14 protein-coding genes are annotated in these 15,766 nt (G+C 38.3%); 7 read left to right on the top strand and 7 right to left on the bottom strand.

Annotated features, from left to right (window positions below):
- Nucleotides 1-714, top strand: coding sequence for an SDR family NAD(P)-dependent oxidoreductase (locus I9192_RS20260; RefSeq protein ID WP_005035365.1), 714 nt, complete (start codon nucleotides 1-3; stop codon nucleotides 712-714).
- Nucleotides 715-767: 53 nt separating this feature from the next.
- On the opposite strand, the gene I9192_RS20265 is transcribed toward I9192_RS20260, so the two are convergent.
- The 3 genes from I9192_RS20265 to I9192_RS20275 all read right to left on the bottom strand — a co-directional run bounded on the left by I9192_RS20265 (nucleotide 768) and on the right by I9192_RS20275 (nucleotide 4,140).
- Nucleotides 768-1,778: an HlyD family secretion protein gene (locus tag I9192_RS20265; protein ID WP_005035363.1), complete on the bottom strand. Its 1,011-nt coding sequence runs from the start codon at nucleotides 1,776-1,778 to the stop codon at nucleotides 768-770.
- Between the two features lie 68 nt (nucleotides 1,779-1,846).
- Complete coding sequence (locus I9192_RS20270) at nucleotides 1,847-2,053, bottom strand: DUF1656 domain-containing protein (protein WP_005035361.1); 207 nt, start codon at nucleotides 2,051-2,053, stop codon at nucleotides 1,847-1,849.
- A gap of 2 nt (nucleotides 2,054-2,055) precedes the next feature.
- Nucleotides 2,056-4,140: an FUSC family protein gene (locus tag I9192_RS20275; protein ID WP_005035359.1), complete on the bottom strand. Its 2,085-nt coding sequence runs from the start codon at nucleotides 4,138-4,140 to the stop codon at nucleotides 2,056-2,058.
- Between the two features lie 495 nt (nucleotides 4,141-4,635).
- Here I9192_RS20275 and I9192_RS20280 point away from each other — a divergent pair, with 495 nt between their 5' ends.
- On the top strand, nucleotides 4,636-5,439 hold the full coding sequence (locus I9192_RS20280; RefSeq protein ID WP_004826344.1) for an IclR family transcriptional regulator: 804 nt from the start codon (nucleotides 4,636-4,638) through the stop codon (nucleotides 5,437-5,439).
- A 318-nt stretch (nucleotides 5,440-5,757) separates the two neighbouring features.
- Nucleotides 5,758-6,456, top strand: a complete 699-nt coding sequence (locus I9192_RS20285) for an NAD(P)H-dependent oxidoreductase (protein ID WP_005035356.1) — start codon at nucleotides 5,758-5,760, stop codon at nucleotides 6,454-6,456.
- Nucleotides 6,457-6,501: 45 nt separating this feature from the next.
- On the opposite strand, the gene I9192_RS20290 is transcribed toward I9192_RS20285, so the two are convergent.
- Complete coding sequence (locus I9192_RS20290) at nucleotides 6,502-7,131, bottom strand: alpha-ketoglutarate-dependent dioxygenase AlkB family protein (protein WP_010590788.1); 630 nt, start codon at nucleotides 7,129-7,131, stop codon at nucleotides 6,502-6,504.
- A 127-nt stretch (nucleotides 7,132-7,258) separates the two neighbouring features.
- On the opposite strand from I9192_RS20290, the gene I9192_RS20295 reads away from it, so the two are divergent.
- Entirely contained in the window at nucleotides 7,259-9,061 is a 1,803-nt protein-coding gene (locus tag I9192_RS20295; protein WP_005035352.1) for an ABC transporter ATP-binding protein, read from the top strand.
- Nucleotides 9,062-9,763: 702 nt separating this feature from the next.
- On the opposite strand, the gene I9192_RS20300 is transcribed toward I9192_RS20295, so the two are convergent.
- Genes I9192_RS20300 through I9192_RS20310 form a run of 3 tightly spaced genes read right to left on the bottom strand, consistent with a single transcriptional unit; the run spans nucleotide 9,764 to nucleotide 12,188 of the window.
- Nucleotides 9,764-10,015 carry a DUF6587 family protein gene (locus I9192_RS20300; protein WP_005035351.1) on the bottom strand — a complete coding sequence of 84 codons (252 nt, stop codon included), beginning with the start codon at nucleotides 10,013-10,015 and terminating at the stop codon, nucleotides 9,764-9,766.
- Nucleotides 10,016-10,059: 44 nt separating this feature from the next.
- Complete coding sequence (gene feoB / locus I9192_RS20305) at nucleotides 10,060-11,922, bottom strand: ferrous iron transport protein B (protein ID WP_005035349.1); 1,863 nt, start codon at nucleotides 11,920-11,922, stop codon at nucleotides 10,060-10,062.
- The gene (locus I9192_RS20310; protein WP_010591216.1) at nucleotides 11,919-12,188 is read right to left on the bottom strand and encodes a FeoA family protein; all 270 of its coding nucleotides are present in this window, start codon (nucleotides 12,186-12,188) and stop codon (nucleotides 11,919-11,921) included. The genes feoB and I9192_RS20310 overlap by 4 nt, the downstream gene beginning before the upstream one ends.
- Nucleotides 12,189-12,354: 166 nt before the next feature.
- Here I9192_RS20310 and xerD point away from each other — a divergent pair, with 166 nt between their 5' ends.
- The 3 genes from xerD to I9192_RS20325 all read left to right on the top strand — a co-directional run bounded on the left by xerD (nucleotide 12,355) and on the right by I9192_RS20325 (nucleotide 15,640).
- A complete protein-coding gene (gene xerD / locus I9192_RS20315) occupies nucleotides 12,355-13,272 on the top strand; it encodes a site-specific tyrosine recombinase XerD (protein ID WP_005035345.1) in 918 nt (305 codons plus the stop codon).
- Between the two features lie 125 nt (nucleotides 13,273-13,397).
- The gene (locus I9192_RS20320) at nucleotides 13,398-14,210 is read left to right on the top strand and encodes a DsbC family protein (protein WP_004826328.1); all 813 of its coding nucleotides are present in this window, start codon (nucleotides 13,398-13,400) and stop codon (nucleotides 14,208-14,210) included.
- 125 nt (nucleotides 14,211-14,335) lie between these two features.
- The gene (locus I9192_RS20325; protein ID WP_005035343.1) at nucleotides 14,336-15,640 is read left to right on the top strand and encodes a homoserine dehydrogenase; all 1,305 of its coding nucleotides are present in this window, start codon (nucleotides 14,336-14,338) and stop codon (nucleotides 15,638-15,640) included.
- Nucleotides 15,641-15,766: the final 126 nt, after the last annotated feature.

The raw sequence follows: 15,766 nt of genomic DNA on the forward strand, positions 1-15,766 counted from the left end.
ATGTCAAAGACCTTTGTAATTTATGGTGTCAGTAAGGGCTTAGGGCAAGCCCTTTTACAAACAATTCCGCAAAGACAAGATCAGGTTTTTGGCGTTTCTCGTTCAAAACCTGAATCATATCTGCCAAATTTTCATTGGATTTGTGCTGATCTTGCTCAACCTGAACAAGCAAGAGATACTGTTAAACATCAAATCCAGCGTCAAACGGTCGACTATCTGATTTACAATGTCGGTATTTGGGAAGAAAAAGCATTTGATACAGATTATGCATTTGAACAATGTTCAGATTTAGAAATTTCCAATTTAGTTCAGACCAATATTCAATCCTGCATTTTGGCAATTCAGTCCTTACTAGAAAATTTACGCCTTTCTGCAAATGCCAAAATCATCTTAATTGGTTCCACATGGGGACTTGATAACCATTCTGGAAAAGAAGTGGTATTCTCTGCCACTAAATTTGCTTTACGAGGGATTGTACATGCTTTACGTGAAACATTACGCAAAGATCAAATTGGGATTAGTGTTTTAAACTTAGGTTATTTGGCCACGGAATTTGATATCAGCACCCCCATAGATGAAGTAATTTTGCAGAGTGATGCTCAACTAATCCCTTTGCAAGACGTAGTGCTTGCCATTCAATTTATATTATCAACCAGCAAAGCAAGTTGTGTAAAAGAAATCGATATGCCTGCAATGGCAGATTTGAATCTATAAAAAAACCCATCATCTGATGGGTTTAAAATTTAAAGTTTAATGACTGAAATTGATCATTTCTTATCTTTTTCCAAAATATGTACTGTCACTGTACGCCCTGCAACAAATGCCAATGAATCATGCGGAACATCATCTAAAACAATTTTAACAGGAACACGCTGTGCTAAACGTACCCAACTGAACGTTGGATTCACATTCGCCAACAATCCTGAAGAAGTGGTTCGCTCACGGTCTTCAATCCCAGATGCAATACCTTGAACATGCCCTTTATATTTGATGGAATCACCCATTAACTGTACAGTCACTGGATCATTTAAATGAATTTTATTAAGCTTGGTTTCTTCAAAATAACCAACCACATACAACTGTTTTCGATCTAACAAGGCCGCAACAGCTTGACCAACTTTGACATAGTTTCCGACGCGTAAATCAAAATTAGATAATGTTCCATCCGCAGGCGCCAATACCTCTGAACGTTGTAAATTCAGTTGAGCAAGGTGCACACTACTATTTGCCGCTTCAATCAAGGCTTTTTGTTGCTTGATACTGGCTTCTGCCTGTTGCACAGCAGCTTCAAGTTGTTGATGCTCAGCATGAGTTTGATCTCGTGTCGCAAACATTTGATCTTGCTCTTGTTTAGAAATTGCACCATCCATTAAATCCGAATATCGGCGTGCATTTTTATCAGCAAGATTAATGTTGGCTTTCGACTTCACAATATTGGCTTTTGCCTCAGCAAGTGCAGCTTCCGCTTCAGCAAGTCCAGATTGTGCTTTGGCGAGATCGGATTTGGCCTGCTCAACATCCAAAGCCTGACGAGCCACATCAATTTTAAATAACACCTGTCCCTTTTTCACCGTTTGGTTATCTTGAACCATCACCTCTGTGACTAATCCAGCAATATCAGACGATACTTGAATGACATCTCCACGAATACGACCATCTCGTGTCCATGGCTCAGCATTGTAATAATTCCAAATATGTCGTGCGCAAAGTATCGCAATAATGATTACAATAGCTAAGGATATTGGGCGTATAGCCTTACGTATATCAAACGTTTTCATTTCACAAATCCAATCATTAAACTTAAATTTTTAAAACCTGAAACTTTAAAACCAACAATCTATAGACGCTAAGTCGTGATCTGAATAAAAATCCAATGTATTGACCACAATAAAATCAAATAGGTACAGATGTTGAAGATGCCTGGCAATGCAATCCATTCTTTTTCAACCAAGCGATCTGTACCAATACAAACAATTTTCCAAATCAAAAAAGCCACAACAGCTTGGATTAAAAATATTGGGACATAAACACCATAAATATTTAGCTCACCCATATTTATGCTCCAAGTAAAGGTAAAGAAGGCTGTCGCTCAGTCTGTTGAATATGACACATACTGCTTCGAATATTATTCACTGAAATTTCAATACGATGTCGAATGTCTTCATCACCAACGGCTTGCACATCATCGATCACTTGATCAAATTGTTGGATCAATTGCTGTTTTATATGATCGGTAGGTTGGCTATGCTTTTTCTCCGTCCACCACCGTTCAAGCAGATCTTGTAATTTGACAATCGATCTTGTGCTTGCTGATTCCGGAGAAAGCTTTCGCACCAGCTCTTGTAAACGGGTTAAATCAATTGCAGCACTTGATTCAATTAATGCGTTATTAATTTCTACTTTGAGTTGTTCTGACTGAATCTGCTTGGTATTTAAAACACCAATACGATCGAGAATACTTCTTAAATGAATTCTAAAGCCTGTACCATAAGGCATCGTGATACTTTCACGCATTGCTTTATAGTGTAAGGTCAACATGCGTTTTACGGTCATTTCAGGTGACATCGAACGGACCATTTGCATGACACAAACTGAAATAATTGGTCCAATCACCGTTGCAATTGAAGCATCGAAAAAGGTGACTTGATCCATCATATAGCGGTTTTGTAAATTCAATCCCATGACAGTACTCATAATCAGCGGCAAGCCCAGTGCATGTAAAGGTGGATGCAAATACAACATCACACAAAACATAATGAAAGGTGCCAATACGATAGCTAATTCCCAAAAAGCGGTCACATGAGGAAAAATGCCATAAGCATAAATAAAAACCAGAAATGCAGCATAAACACTGGCACGAATAAAAATTTTTAATGCAGGTACAGGATCATCCATGAATGTCAGAATACAGGCAGTAATTGCCGCCATCTCAGCCAACATAAAGCCCATTTTCCAACCGCTTAAAATCCAGAATGTACAAGCAAGTAAGGTGGTGAGAAATGCGGAAATTCCACCTCGAACAGCAACACCGTAATCACGATGCAAACTTGGATAGGTGGTGGTTAATGGTGTAATGGATTCTGGTAAGGTGTTGTCTCCCCGTTGCATACATTGCCAAATCAATTTCACCGCACGCACATTTTGAATAAAATGACGAATATCCATTTTCAAGCTGCCCAGAATAATCTGTTGCTCAGGAGATGCATGATCAACAATGGCTTGAAAATCGGATTCAAAATGCTCAGGTAAATGTTTTAGCTGATGTTCAAGAATGACACGTTCATTATCTAAAAAGTCATCTACATTACGATGAAACTTTTGCAAATACGGACGATAGTTCAGATCAATTTGATCCAACTGTTTCATTCTTTCAGACATCGCGACCAAATTTGCCACCAACATCGTCACTTGATGCAATAGTTCCTGTAATGGCTTGGTCATCCCTTTAAATTTAGATGTTTCATAACTTAAATGCACCGCCATGGTATGAATATCAGTGGTGTCACGTGTGATATTTGCCAAGAGCTGAGTATAATTTTCAGAATGTTGAGCATCTGACAAAATAGAGTCAAATGCCTGTTTTGTGTCTTGCATGGTTTTAGATACGCGCATTTGAATAACAGGTCCAATATGCATGGGAAATATCGTTGCTGAGACAACTGCACTACACACAACGCCCAAGGAGATTTCTAAAAATCGCCCCACTGCCATATCAAAAATTGAAACGGTATCAATGTAAAAAATTGAGTTAAAACAAATAATAACTGCGGTATAACCTGCCAACATCACCACATAACTGCGTGGTGAGCGATCAATTAAAGACAAATAAAGACACAACCCTACCCAAGCTGCCAAGACAAAAGTAAATAACCACGGCGTATTGACCAAATGAGGCATCACGGCAATTGCAAAAATCGCCCCAAACAAGGTCCCTAAAATCCGATAAATACTTTTAGATGCCAGCATTCCCGAATACGGATTAGCAATCACAAAAACTGTACCAATCGCCCAAATGGGATAACTGAGGTTGAGTTCAAACGCAATATATAACGCCAACATGCCAGCAATAAATGTTTTAGTCGCAAAAATCCAATCCAGTTTATTGGGTCTAAAAGCCAATAGTGGTTTGATTAATAACATGTTTGCGACTCACGATGATTGAATAATGTTGGTTTTTGAGCTGTACGATTTATCTTTTGTTTTATTCACGACCAAAAAAACGCACTGCTTAAAGAAATAAACAGTGTGATGAATAAAAACTGAATAGAGGAACAAATTTAGGATTTTGCTCAGTACAACCATTGAGTAGAGAAAGACTCAATTGACAATGAAAATTTATGCTCAAAATTTAAACTATTTTTCAATAGATAAATTTCGTCATTGGATATTCATGTAGACAATTTTTTCAAAAAACCTCAAATAAGTCAATAAAAATATCTTATTTTGATAATAAACCACAATATAGTTTAAATCATTACTTAAATGTAGTGCATTTTCTCAAAATTAGCACTAAAGTAAAAAATCTAGAATCATTTGCAATTACATTGCAAATTCGGCTGTTTTTTCTTGAACAATTTGTTATAAAGTAACATTAATTTTTTATTTTTTGATTCTCACTTATTGAGTAGGTCATCAATGGCACTTTCAAGTTTTGGCAAAATTCTCACCGTCTTAGATTTATTTTCGGTGTCTCGCCCAGTAATTAATGTCGATGTGATTTGTGAAGAGCTTGGTCTATCGAAACCGACCAGCTATCGTTATTTGAAAGAATTAGTGTCGGCTGATATTTTGCAACGTTTAAATGGAACCTCAGGTGACTATACACTGGGTCCTAAAATTGCAGTCATGGATTATATTTCTAGAACGACAGATCCATTGGTGCGTATCAGCAAGCCATTTATGCAAGAAATCTCAGAACGTACAGAACTGTGTTGCCTGTTGACACATTTAAATGATGACTACTGTATCGATGTTCATCATGAGGTTTATCGTGATGAAACGTTATTATCTTATGGGCGTGGTTGTCCTCGTCCAGTATTTATGGGTTCATCACCCAAAGTGATCATTGCCCATTTACCTAAGCAAAAAATTCATGACTATTACAATCGTTTTGCGACCCAACTGGCAGAGGTCAACTTTGCTGAAAATGCTGAAACTTTTATCAATAAAATGAAAAAAATCAAAAAACAAGGCTTCTATTTTTCGCAAGGTGAATTAGATCCAAATGTTTCAGGTCTGTCTATTCCAGTTAAATTCTCAAGCAAAGAAGCACCTTTAGCGCTTACTGTACTTGCCTCTAAAAATCGTTTTGAATACGTCAATACTCAAAAGCTGATTGAAACCTTACAAGATTCAGCTGCTCAAATCGAAAAACGTTACCAAGCTCTTTCTGCCAATGATCAACTTTCTGCCTTTCATCCACAAGAAGGAATAAATTGATAATTTAACATTTTGTAATGTTTTTCTCTCTTGATAATGTTTTTACATTCTCATAATATGATTATGTTCTTCAGTAATCCATGATATTTTGGCATTGTTTTTCAGAAAACAATGCCTCCTCAGAGTAAGAAAGCCTATGCCCTTAAACATAGGCTTTTTTATGCGTACTAGTTTATTTATGATTAGACGACTTGTATTAAAAATTTGATTTACCCAGATGACCTAAAAAAAATAATTCAGGTGATTGGCGAATCATGCTTTTTTAGAAATAATCCAAATATCAAACAATAAAATCATCATTATTTTTCAAGGACTGCTATGAATATTCTTATCGTTCACGCTCACCCTGAACCACTTTCGTTTACCACAGCACTTAAAGATCATGCTGTGCAAGTCTTAGAAAACATAGGACATGCTGTAGAAGTCTCAGACTTATACGCAATGAACTTTAATCCCGTTGCATCTCAAGCAGACTTTGATAGTCGAAGCAACCAAGAATATTTGAATTATGCTTTAGAACAACGTCACGCATCGAAAACCCATGATCTTGCACAAGACATTCAAATTGAAATTGAAAAAGTGCAAAAAGCAGATTTATTAATTTTCAGTTTTCCCATGTATTGGACTTCTGTACCTGCCATTTTAAAAGGATGGATTGATCGAGTCTTTGTTTCAGGTATTTTTTACGGTGGTAAACGTTTTTATAATCATGGTGGTATGTTAGGCAAAAAAGCAATGCTCAGTTTTACCCTCGGTGGTCGTGACCATATGTTCGGGCAAAACGCAATTCATGGCGCTATTGACGATTTATTGCTTCCTATTCAGCGTGGCACACTGGCTTATGTTGGATTTGACGTACTACCTCCATTTATTGCCTATCATGTACCCTATATTACCGATGAAGCTCGCCAGCAATTATTACAACAATATCAGCAACATTTGCAGAATTTAGAACAGTTACAAGCTTTAGAATTTCCAAAACTAGAACAGTTTGATGACAAACTTTATCCACTTTAACAAGTATTCGTTGAGATAAAAAAAGCCATTATTTCGTAAATATCATTACTGCGATTCAGTTGGATAAAAATAGCGAAAAGTCAAATTTACCCGTGGCTCCACCACGCGTGTAGATTTGGCGAGCATATGTTTCCAATAACGTTGTGTCCTTCCTCGCATCAGAATCAACTGTCCACTTTGTAAGCTTAAATCTACCTTTTCAGCTTTCCATTTGTGTTTGAAACTAAACTTTCGTGTTGCACCAAAACTCAGTGAGGCAATCACAACATTTCTTTCTGGCGACTCCAAAGAAGGCTCATCATCACTGTGCCAACCTACGCCTTGTGTGCCATTTTCATATAAATTGGCAAGACATGAATTATAAGTATACCCAGTCAATTGCTCGATATGTTGCTTTAGTCGGAATAATGCGGGATTCCAAACATGTGCCTGTTTTGCCATGCCTGAATAATGATATTGATAATGATCATCGCCATACCACACCACTTTACGCTCAGTTTGATAATATTGCCCATGCAAATACACTTCATCGTGCTGCCAAGCCAAATGTTGTAAGAAATAAAATAAATATTTTTGACTTTGTTCATGGTCTAAGATCAAGCCAAAATCCTTCACTTCCCCATCACAAGGCAGTAAATTATCTTTCGCTTCAGGTTCAAACAGTTCTAGATTCATCGCTAAACAATCATACACATGTCTACTTAAAGTTTACTTTAGCGCTTCACAATTCAAAACACATGAAGTACTTGTGACAAAATTTATTCAGTTCTAGACTAAAAGCAAACCTAAAAAGCAAAAACTTATGAATTTATGGCAATTATTTCTAAAACTACGCCCCTTTGTACGTCCCTATCGCTGGCTCGTCATCGTGACCTTACTGTTAACACTGATCGGTTCACTGACTGCACAGGTCAATGCACTGACCCTTAAATATGCCGTAGACAATATCAATCAGCTGATTCAAGCAGGACAAGGGTTGGCGGATGGATGGCATATCATTATCACCATCACCCTTGTTTTATTGGGAAAGGAGGTCATCAATGCCATTGTGCAATTCGGGCAAAAGTCATTTGGTGAAAAACTAAGGATTTTAATTTCACAAGACCTTTCGCAAGGAATCATTGAGAAATTCATTACCTATCGGCTGGCTTTTTTCGATCAACAGAATAATCAAGCAGGCAAATTACAAACACGTATTGATCGTGGAGTCAGCTCACTGACTCGTCTTGTACAGATCTTTTTTATTGATATTTTACCGCTATTTAGCAGCGCAATTATCGCTTTAGCTTTAATGTATTATGCCAATTTTTGGGTCGGTTTAGTTGCTACCATTATTGTTCCTATTTACTTCTGGTTGACCTTTAAACAGTCGCAAAAACTGTCTGGTAAACGGCGTGCATTGCGCGATAATTTTGAAAAAAAGAATCAAGGCATTCTCAGTATTATCAATTCAATTACTGTCATTAAATCCTTTAATAAAGAAAGTGTTGAATCAACCAAACAGTTGAATCTACAAAAATCACTCACCGAAAATCAAATGCAAACCCGCCAAACCAGCTATCTTTTTGATGGTTTGAAAACGTTTATTGAACAAGTGGGTGTGGTTTTCATCATCATTTTAACAGCTTATTTTGTGTTAGATGGTCAAATGAGTATCGGTATGATCATGTACCACGTGTTGTTGTTTAATAATGTCTCTGCACCTATTCGTTCTTTACATCGTATTTATGATGAAATTAACTCGGCAATGATTTACTCCGAAAGCTTCTTTAATATTTTAGAAGCGGACAATGAGATCGAAGCCAGTGGCTCACGACAACCTAAAATTCTAGGCAAATTTGAACTTGAACATGTCGATTTTACCTATCCCAATGGTTATCAGGCTTTGCATCATATCAACATGACCATACAACCTAATAAAATCACTGCATTGGTGGGCTTATCAGGCGCAGGAAAATCTACACTGATCAGTTTATTAGATAAATTTTATCTTCCGAATGCAGGCTGTATCAAACTGGATGGGATTGATTTAGAAGAAATTGACACCCACTACCTCCGTGAACATATTGGTTTAGTGCTACAAAAAAATCATATTTTTCAGGGTTCTATTTTAGAAAATATTCGTTATGGCAAACCTCAGTCCAGTAATGAGGAAGTAATACAAGCTGCAAAAAAAGCTTCAATTCATGAACAGATTTTAAAACTGCCACATGCCTACGAAGCTGATGCTTTATTGTTATCAGGTGGTCAGCAACAACGCATTGCGCTTGCCCGTATGTTTCTTAAAAATCCACCCATTATCTTTTTAGATGAACCTACAGCAAGTTTAGATGCAATCGCGGCTGAACAAATTAAACAAAGTCTGGACGAAATCAAGCAAGGTCGAACGGTGATCATGATTTCACATAGTCTTTCGCAAATTATTGATGCTGACTACACTTATGTCATGAAGGATGGACAAATTGTCGAGCATGGCGAACATCATGAGCTTTACCATCAAGATGGCACTTATAAAGAAATTTTTGATGCCATGGCAAAAAGTTTGAATATTGAAAAAATTGCTCAAACTTTTGAAGATGATACTGAGGAAGAAACCCATAGCTAATGATAGTGATGGACTATTGTTCAAATCAGTGTATTTAAACATTCAGTATTCAATCGCACTATGATGAAAATAGTCTCGTTCTATCATTATGTTATACAATTATTAAACAATGATTTGATTGAATAGCTTCAACCCTAAATAGAACAAGATAACCTGAGTTCGATAAAAATCCTTGATGAAAGATGATACATCCAAAACGCCTGATTATTCATACAAGTGATTTGGATGATTCATTTATTTTGTATTTTTGAATCATCGATGGTCTTGCGATCGTGAGGCGACATGGATGTCGCCATGTTGAGCGGGGGTATAAGGATGTACCTCTCGCTCAACGAAAGATTTTTGTCACTTTTCATCTCTGAAAAGTGAGGCATCGCCTAAACTTTAGCACTAAAGCGTGGCAGTGCAAGCTCTAGATCATCAAACAATCTATTGATCGCTTTCATTTTATTGATCAAGAGAAATGAAACGCTATTGATGGTTGCGCTTGCGGAGCTCCGCTCCTCATCCTAAAATTGGATGAAAACGCAGCAAGACTCCATAGAGATTTATTATTTTTCAATGAGTAGAAGATTTAATTACATCAAACTCAGGTCAAGATAAGACCAATAAAAAAAGCCATTCTCAATTGAAAATGGCTTCTTTGTTTCGACAAAATGACTCTTAAACTTTGAAATGGTTCAAAAGCACATGCAGATTAAGTTATTTCCATTTAACTGCTTGCACTTCTGATTTTTTAGAAGTATCAGGTTCATTGGTACTACAACCGCACCCACCACCACAACCACTCACCATTGCAGGCTGAGTCCATTGTGCTAAACGCGTCCAACCTCTCGCTTGAAAGAATTGAGACAGTTTAGAAAATACCGAATATGCCGACTTAGGAAATACTTTCTTAAACACAAAGATCGCACTCCATATCACCAATACCGCAACAATCAATGATTCAATCATCTCGAACTCCTTTAGCTCAAAGGTTTAAGGTTTTTTAATTCACCTTATAGACCAAAATAGCGTGATGCAATTTGATAAGTCAGGAATGCCATAAGATATGCTAGACCAAATAAATATATGGTCATACCTGCCACAGTTTTCCACGAACCTGTTTCACGTCTTACTGTTGCCAATGTCGCCAAACAATGAGGTGCATAGATAAACCACACCAGTAATGATAAACCTGTTGCCACTGTCCAGCTCAAGTCACCTTGGCTGATCAAATGAGATAGACCTTGAGCAACAGCATCATCATCTGCTGCTGACAATGCGTAAACCGTACCCAATGCAGCAACAACAACTTCACGTGCAGCCATCGCTGGAATTAAGGCAATACAAATCTGCCAGTTAAAACCTAATGGTGCAAAGATCGGTTGCATGACATGCCCCAGCATCCCTGCAAATGAATAGTCAATCGCAGGTAAAGTTGCGCCTTCAGGCGGTTGAGGGAAAGTACACAAGAACCATAACAAGATCGACAAAGCGAAGATAATTCCACCCACACGCTTTAAGAAAATCTTGGCACGGTCTAATAACCCAATCCAAACGCTTTTTATATCAGGAATACGATAACTTGGTAATTCCATCAATAACGCATGTTGAGATTTATCCTTTTGGAAAAATTTCAGTACAGTTGCAACAATCAGTGCACTGACAATGCCTGCCATATACAGACCAAACAGCACCAAGCCTTGTAGGTTCAGAAAGCCCCAAACCATTTTTTCCGGAATAAATGCTGCAATTAACAAAGCATATACAGGTAAACGTGCCGAGCATGTCATCAGTGGTGCAACCAATATCGTAACCAAACGATCTCGCGGATCACTGATACTTCGTGTCGCCATAATACCTGGTACAGCACAAGCAAAACTTGATAATAATGGGATAAAAGCTCGACCACTTAAGCCAGCTTTAAACATCAATTTATCCAGCAGAAACGCAGCACGTGGCAAATACCCAGATTCTTCTAAGACCAAAATAAAGAAGAATAAAATCAGAATCTGTGGCAAGAAAACCACCACACTACCTGCCCCCGCGATCACACCATCAACCACCAAACTATTAAGCAATGGCTGTGAAATAAATTGTCCAATCCACTCACCAAACCAAGCAAAGAATTCTTCAATTCCATCCATAAATGGTGCAGCCCAAGCAAAAACGGCTTGGAACACGACAAACATCATGAGTGCAAGGCTTAGAAGCCCTAAAACAGGATGCAGGAAAATTTTATCGAGAAAATCAGTACGTTTATCTTCATGATCTACAAAAACCACCACATCCTTTAAGATTTGATCGATTTTTTCATGATTAGAACCTGAAAGCTTCACATCACTCAATTCTGCGCTTGGGGTACGGAATTTCTCATCTTCCAAAGCCGCCATCAGGTTTTCAATACCAGCATTTCGCACAGCAACTGTTTCAACGACAGGAATACCTAAACGTTGTGATAGTTTCTGAGTGTTGATTTGCATACCACGGCGACGAGCCTCATCCATCATGTTTAATACAAGTAGAATTGGTTTGCCTTGTTCAATCACTTCAAGAACCAGACCTAAATGCAATTTTAAGTTGGTCGCATCGACCACACATAAAAACGCTTGTTGATCTTGTTCATCTGTAATTTTACCCAAGACCACATCACGGGTAATGGCTTCATCTGGACTTGTTGCATTTAAGCTATACGTTCCAGGTAAATCTAAAACACGAACCGCGCGACCTGAAGGTAAATTAAATGCTCCAACTTTACGTTCAACAGTCACCCCTGCATAGTTGGCAACTTTTTGGCGTGTTCCAGTAAGGTGATTGAAAAGAGAAGTTTTACCGCAGTTAGGATTTCCCACTAAAGCAATACGTAAAGTTTCGCTCATGCGGAAGCCCCTTCTAATGCCTGATGAATTTCAATTTTCTGCGCTTCCACTTTACGTAAAGCAAATCGAGTAAAACCAATTTGAATTAAAATAGGATCACCACCAAAAATCCCTTTTGTGATCACTTGTACACGTGTGCCAGGCACAAAACCTAGTGTTTCCAAACGGCTTGCCACTAAATCTGGCTGATTGACATTATCTTCTGAGGTGCGACTGACCTTTGAGATAATGGCAGTTTGCTTTACTTTCAAGTCTGACAAACGCACTGCAATTAACCCTAAAATGAATACGATATATAGTTTATTATACATACAAATGAGAATAATTACCAAGTAAGGTTCATTACAATTCTCATTCACTTTAGGTATTCGACTTCTTTATTTTTTTAGTCTACATTCATCTCACAGAGACGCTTTAAACTTTGCTAAGACCATGTTAAATAAGAAACCACGTATTCCAACTGCAGTTGCCATTCCTGAAAATTTAAGCTTTTTACAAGGTTTTCGTGATTATTTAATTGCTCAAACGGTCAGTCCGCATACAAGAAATGCCTATTTATCCGACTTAATCCAATGTAGTGAATGTGTAAATACTTATTTACCCGATTGGACACATGACGATATTTCCGATGTCCTCATAGAATTGACCAAGCAAGGTAAAAGCCCACGCTCGATTGCACGCTCACTTTCAGCACTCCGTTCATTTTTTAAATTTTTACGTGAGCAAAAGATTCGTTTAGATAATCCAGTTGCCATGCATAAAACTCCCAAACTTGGACGAGCATTGCCTAAAGATCTATCTGAGCAAGATGTAGAGGCGCTGATCCAAGCACCTGATATAAGTACAGCATTGGGCTTACGTGACAGAGCCATGTTTGAAGTTCTCTATGCTTGTGGATTGCGTGTATCAGAACTTTTAAATTTAAGACTCGATTTGATCAATTTAAAACAGGGTTATTTAAGAATTACAGGTAAAGGAAATAAAGAAAGATTGGTCCCATTAGGTGAGGTTGCTTGTGAATGGGTTGAACAATACCTAAATACCTCTAGACCGCAGCTGTATAAGTCAGCAACCGATTACTTATTTTTAACCCAGCATGGTGGCATCATGAGTCGGCAAAACTTTTGGTATGCCATCAAACGCTATGCTTTACAGGCAAACATTCAAGCAGAGTTATCACCACATACACTCCGCCACGCCTTTGCAACACATCTACTCAACCATGGTGCTGATTTACGTGTGGTGCAAATGCTTTTAGGGCATAGTGATCTATCCACCACTCAAATTTATACTCATGTGGCACAGGTGCGTATGCAGCAATTACATGAAAAATATCACCCACGCGCATAAGATTTTCAAATGGAAGTAATACTGATAATTTACATCCCTTAATCAAGTTTTAAAGTATGGCTTTGATTTTTTTGCTATGCTAATTCCCCACACAATAATGCTGAAGAAACATAAAAGAGTTATTTATGCAATTGAATCGTTCAAAATTGATGTTGGCTTGTCTGATTGCAAGCACGATGGCAGTGAGTGCTTGTTCAAAAACGCCAGACTCAAAAAAAGATGACACTTTGACTGCAACAGCACCCGCAACTGGTGAGGCATCAAATTTAACTGAACGTGACGCTAAACAACGCCTCATCCAAACACTACAAGCCAATTTCAAGAAAGCAGGCGTGAATGCTAAAATCTTGGATGCTAAACCGACTGAAATGCCAAATCTGTATTGGATCAGTATGGAAGGAATGAGTTCAGTCTATGCCACTGCTGACGGTAAATTTTTAATCCAAGGTGATGTCATTCGTTTAGGCGGTGAAAAACTCAGTAGTATCGGTGACAAGCTTCAAGCAGCTGAAAATAAAAAACACTTTGCTGATTTAAATGTTAAAGACCTCTTGGTTTATCCAGCACAAGGTAAAGTTAAACATGTGATTTATGTGTTTACTGATGCAAGCTGCCCGTATTGCCATAAACTGCATGAACATATTGGTGAAATCACCGCAAAAGGTATTGAAATACGCTATATCCCTTGGCCTCGTGGCGAACAGTTTATTCCAACCATGGAAAGCATTTGGTGTAGTGCTGATCGCCATAGCGCATTCAATCAAGCCATTGCAGGTACTGCCCTTCCACCTGCAACATGTAAAAACCCAGTCCGTGACCTTTATGCTTTAGGTTTAAGAATGGGCGTAAATGGTACCCCTGCAATCTACAATGCAGATGGTGAATATCTGGGCGGTTACATGACAGCTGATGAAATCGAAAGCCGTTTAAATAAATAATTTTTATCAGTAAATTTACTATTATTTATAGCTCAATATAAAGATGCGCCAGACTCTAGAGTCTGGCGCATTTTTTAGCTATGATCTAAGCTTAATATAATTTATATGCATAATTGGAGTGTGACGTGAAACCAGTTCGTCTGGCAATACTCGGTCTAGGAACCGTAGGCGGTGGAGCCCTTAAACTACTACAAGAAAACGCTGCTGAAATTAGACGTCGCACCGGTCGAGAAATTGAAATTACCCACGTAGGCACTCGTCGTCCACGTCCAGATCTAAATTTACCAGCAAGTGTGAAGCAAAGTGCAGATCTGTTAGAGATCGTTCGCCAACCCGATGTAGACGTTGTGGTTGAAGTTATGGGCGGAATTCATCCTGCTTATGAAGTCATTATGGAAGCCATCAAACATGGTAAACAAGTGGTGACTGCAAATAAAGCCTTACTTGCTGAACATGGTAATGAGTTATTTAAAGCAGCAGATGATCATCATGTACAGATTGCCTATGAGGCAGCTGTTGCAGGCGGCATCCCAATTATTAAAGTCATTCGTGAAGGCTTGGCAGCCAATAAAATTGAATGGCTTGCAGGTATCATCAACGGAACAGGTAACTTTATCCTCACAGAAATGAGTGAAAAAGGTCGTGCCTTTGCTGATGTTCTCAAAGAAGCACAAGAGCTAGGCTATGCAGAAGCTGACCCAACATTCGATGTTGAAGGGATTGATGCGGCACATAAACTGACGATTCTTGCATCATGTGCATTTGGTATCCCTTTACAGTTTGACAAAGTCTATACTGAAGGAATTACCAAAGTAACGGCACAAGACGTTAAATATGCTGAAGAGCTTGGGTATAAAATCAAACATTTGGGCATAGCACGTCGTTCAACTAAAGGCATTGAATTGCGTGTTCATCCAACATTAATTCCTGAAGAAGAATTGATCGCCAATGTAAATGGCGTCAAGAATGCAGTATTGGTACAAGCCAACGCTGTTGGACCAACACTTTACTATGGTGCGGGTGCGGGTGCAGGTCCAACTGCCTCTGCTGTGGTTGCTGATGTGGTCGATATTGTTCGTGACATCATATATACAGAAGATGGCTCAGGTACAATTCCACAATTGGCTTTTGAAGCCCTTTCAGACTTGCCTATTTTATCTAGTGATGAAATGACTACAGGTTACTATTTGCGTTTAAATGCTGAAGACCAAACAGGCGTACTTGCAGATGTCACCACTATCTTAAGCCGTACAGGAATCAGTATTGATGCAATTATGCAGCAACCTCGTTTAAAAGATTTAATCCCGATTGTGATTTTGACAGATCCAATCGTTGAATCAAAAATGAATGAAGCGATTGCACAAATTCAAGCCTTACCTGCTATTCATGGCGAAATCGTACGAATTCGTTTAGAATTGCTCGATAACTAATCGGATTTAATCCTCCCCTCATCTGCATCGATAACAAAGATGCAGATAAATTCGCCATTTCAAACAGACCAAATGGTGAATTTAGCTTCTTTGATAAGAGGCTAGAGGCGAAAGAATACCTTTATT

It is taken from the genome of Acinetobacter bereziniae (genome assembly GCF_016576965.1).
GTDB lineage: Bacteria > Pseudomonadota > Gammaproteobacteria > Pseudomonadales > Moraxellaceae > Acinetobacter > Acinetobacter bereziniae.

What these genes read in the sequence shown, in the direction of transcription:
- I9192_RS20260 (WP_005035365.1), top strand. Translation starts at nt 1, where the DNA reads ATGTCAAAGACCTTTGTAATTTATGGTGTCAGTAAGGGCTTAGGGCAA.
- I9192_RS20265 (WP_005035363.1), bottom strand. Translation starts at nt 1,778, where the DNA reads ATGAAAACGTTTGATATACGTAAGGCTATACGCCCAATATCCTTAGCT.
- I9192_RS20270 (WP_005035361.1), bottom strand. Translation starts at nt 2,053, where the DNA reads ATGGGTGAGCTAAATATTTATGGTGTTTATGTCCCAATATTTTTAATC.
- I9192_RS20275 (WP_005035359.1), bottom strand. Translation starts at nt 4,140, where the DNA reads ATGTTATTAATCAAACCACTATTGGCTTTTAGACCCAATAAACTGGAT.
- I9192_RS20280 (WP_004826344.1), top strand. Translation starts at nt 4,636, where the DNA reads ATGGCACTTTCAAGTTTTGGCAAAATTCTCACCGTCTTAGATTTATTT.
- I9192_RS20285 (WP_005035356.1), top strand. Translation starts at nt 5,758, where the DNA reads ATGAATATTCTTATCGTTCACGCTCACCCTGAACCACTTTCGTTTACC.
- I9192_RS20290 (WP_010590788.1), bottom strand. Translation starts at nt 7,131, where the DNA reads ATGAATCTAGAACTGTTTGAACCTGAAGCGAAAGATAATTTACTGCCT.
- I9192_RS20295 (WP_005035352.1), top strand. Translation starts at nt 7,259, where the DNA reads ATGAATTTATGGCAATTATTTCTAAAACTACGCCCCTTTGTACGTCCC.
- I9192_RS20300 (WP_005035351.1), bottom strand. Translation starts at nt 10,015, where the DNA reads ATGATTGAATCATTGATTGTTGCGGTATTGGTGATATGGAGTGCGATC.
- feoB (WP_005035349.1), bottom strand. Translation starts at nt 11,922, where the DNA reads ATGAGCGAAACTTTACGTATTGCTTTAGTGGGAAATCCTAACTGCGGT.
- xerD (WP_005035345.1), top strand. Translation starts at nt 12,355, where the DNA reads ATGTTAAATAAGAAACCACGTATTCCAACTGCAGTTGCCATTCCTGAA.
- I9192_RS20320 (WP_004826328.1), top strand. Translation starts at nt 13,398, where the DNA reads ATGCAATTGAATCGTTCAAAATTGATGTTGGCTTGTCTGATTGCAAGC.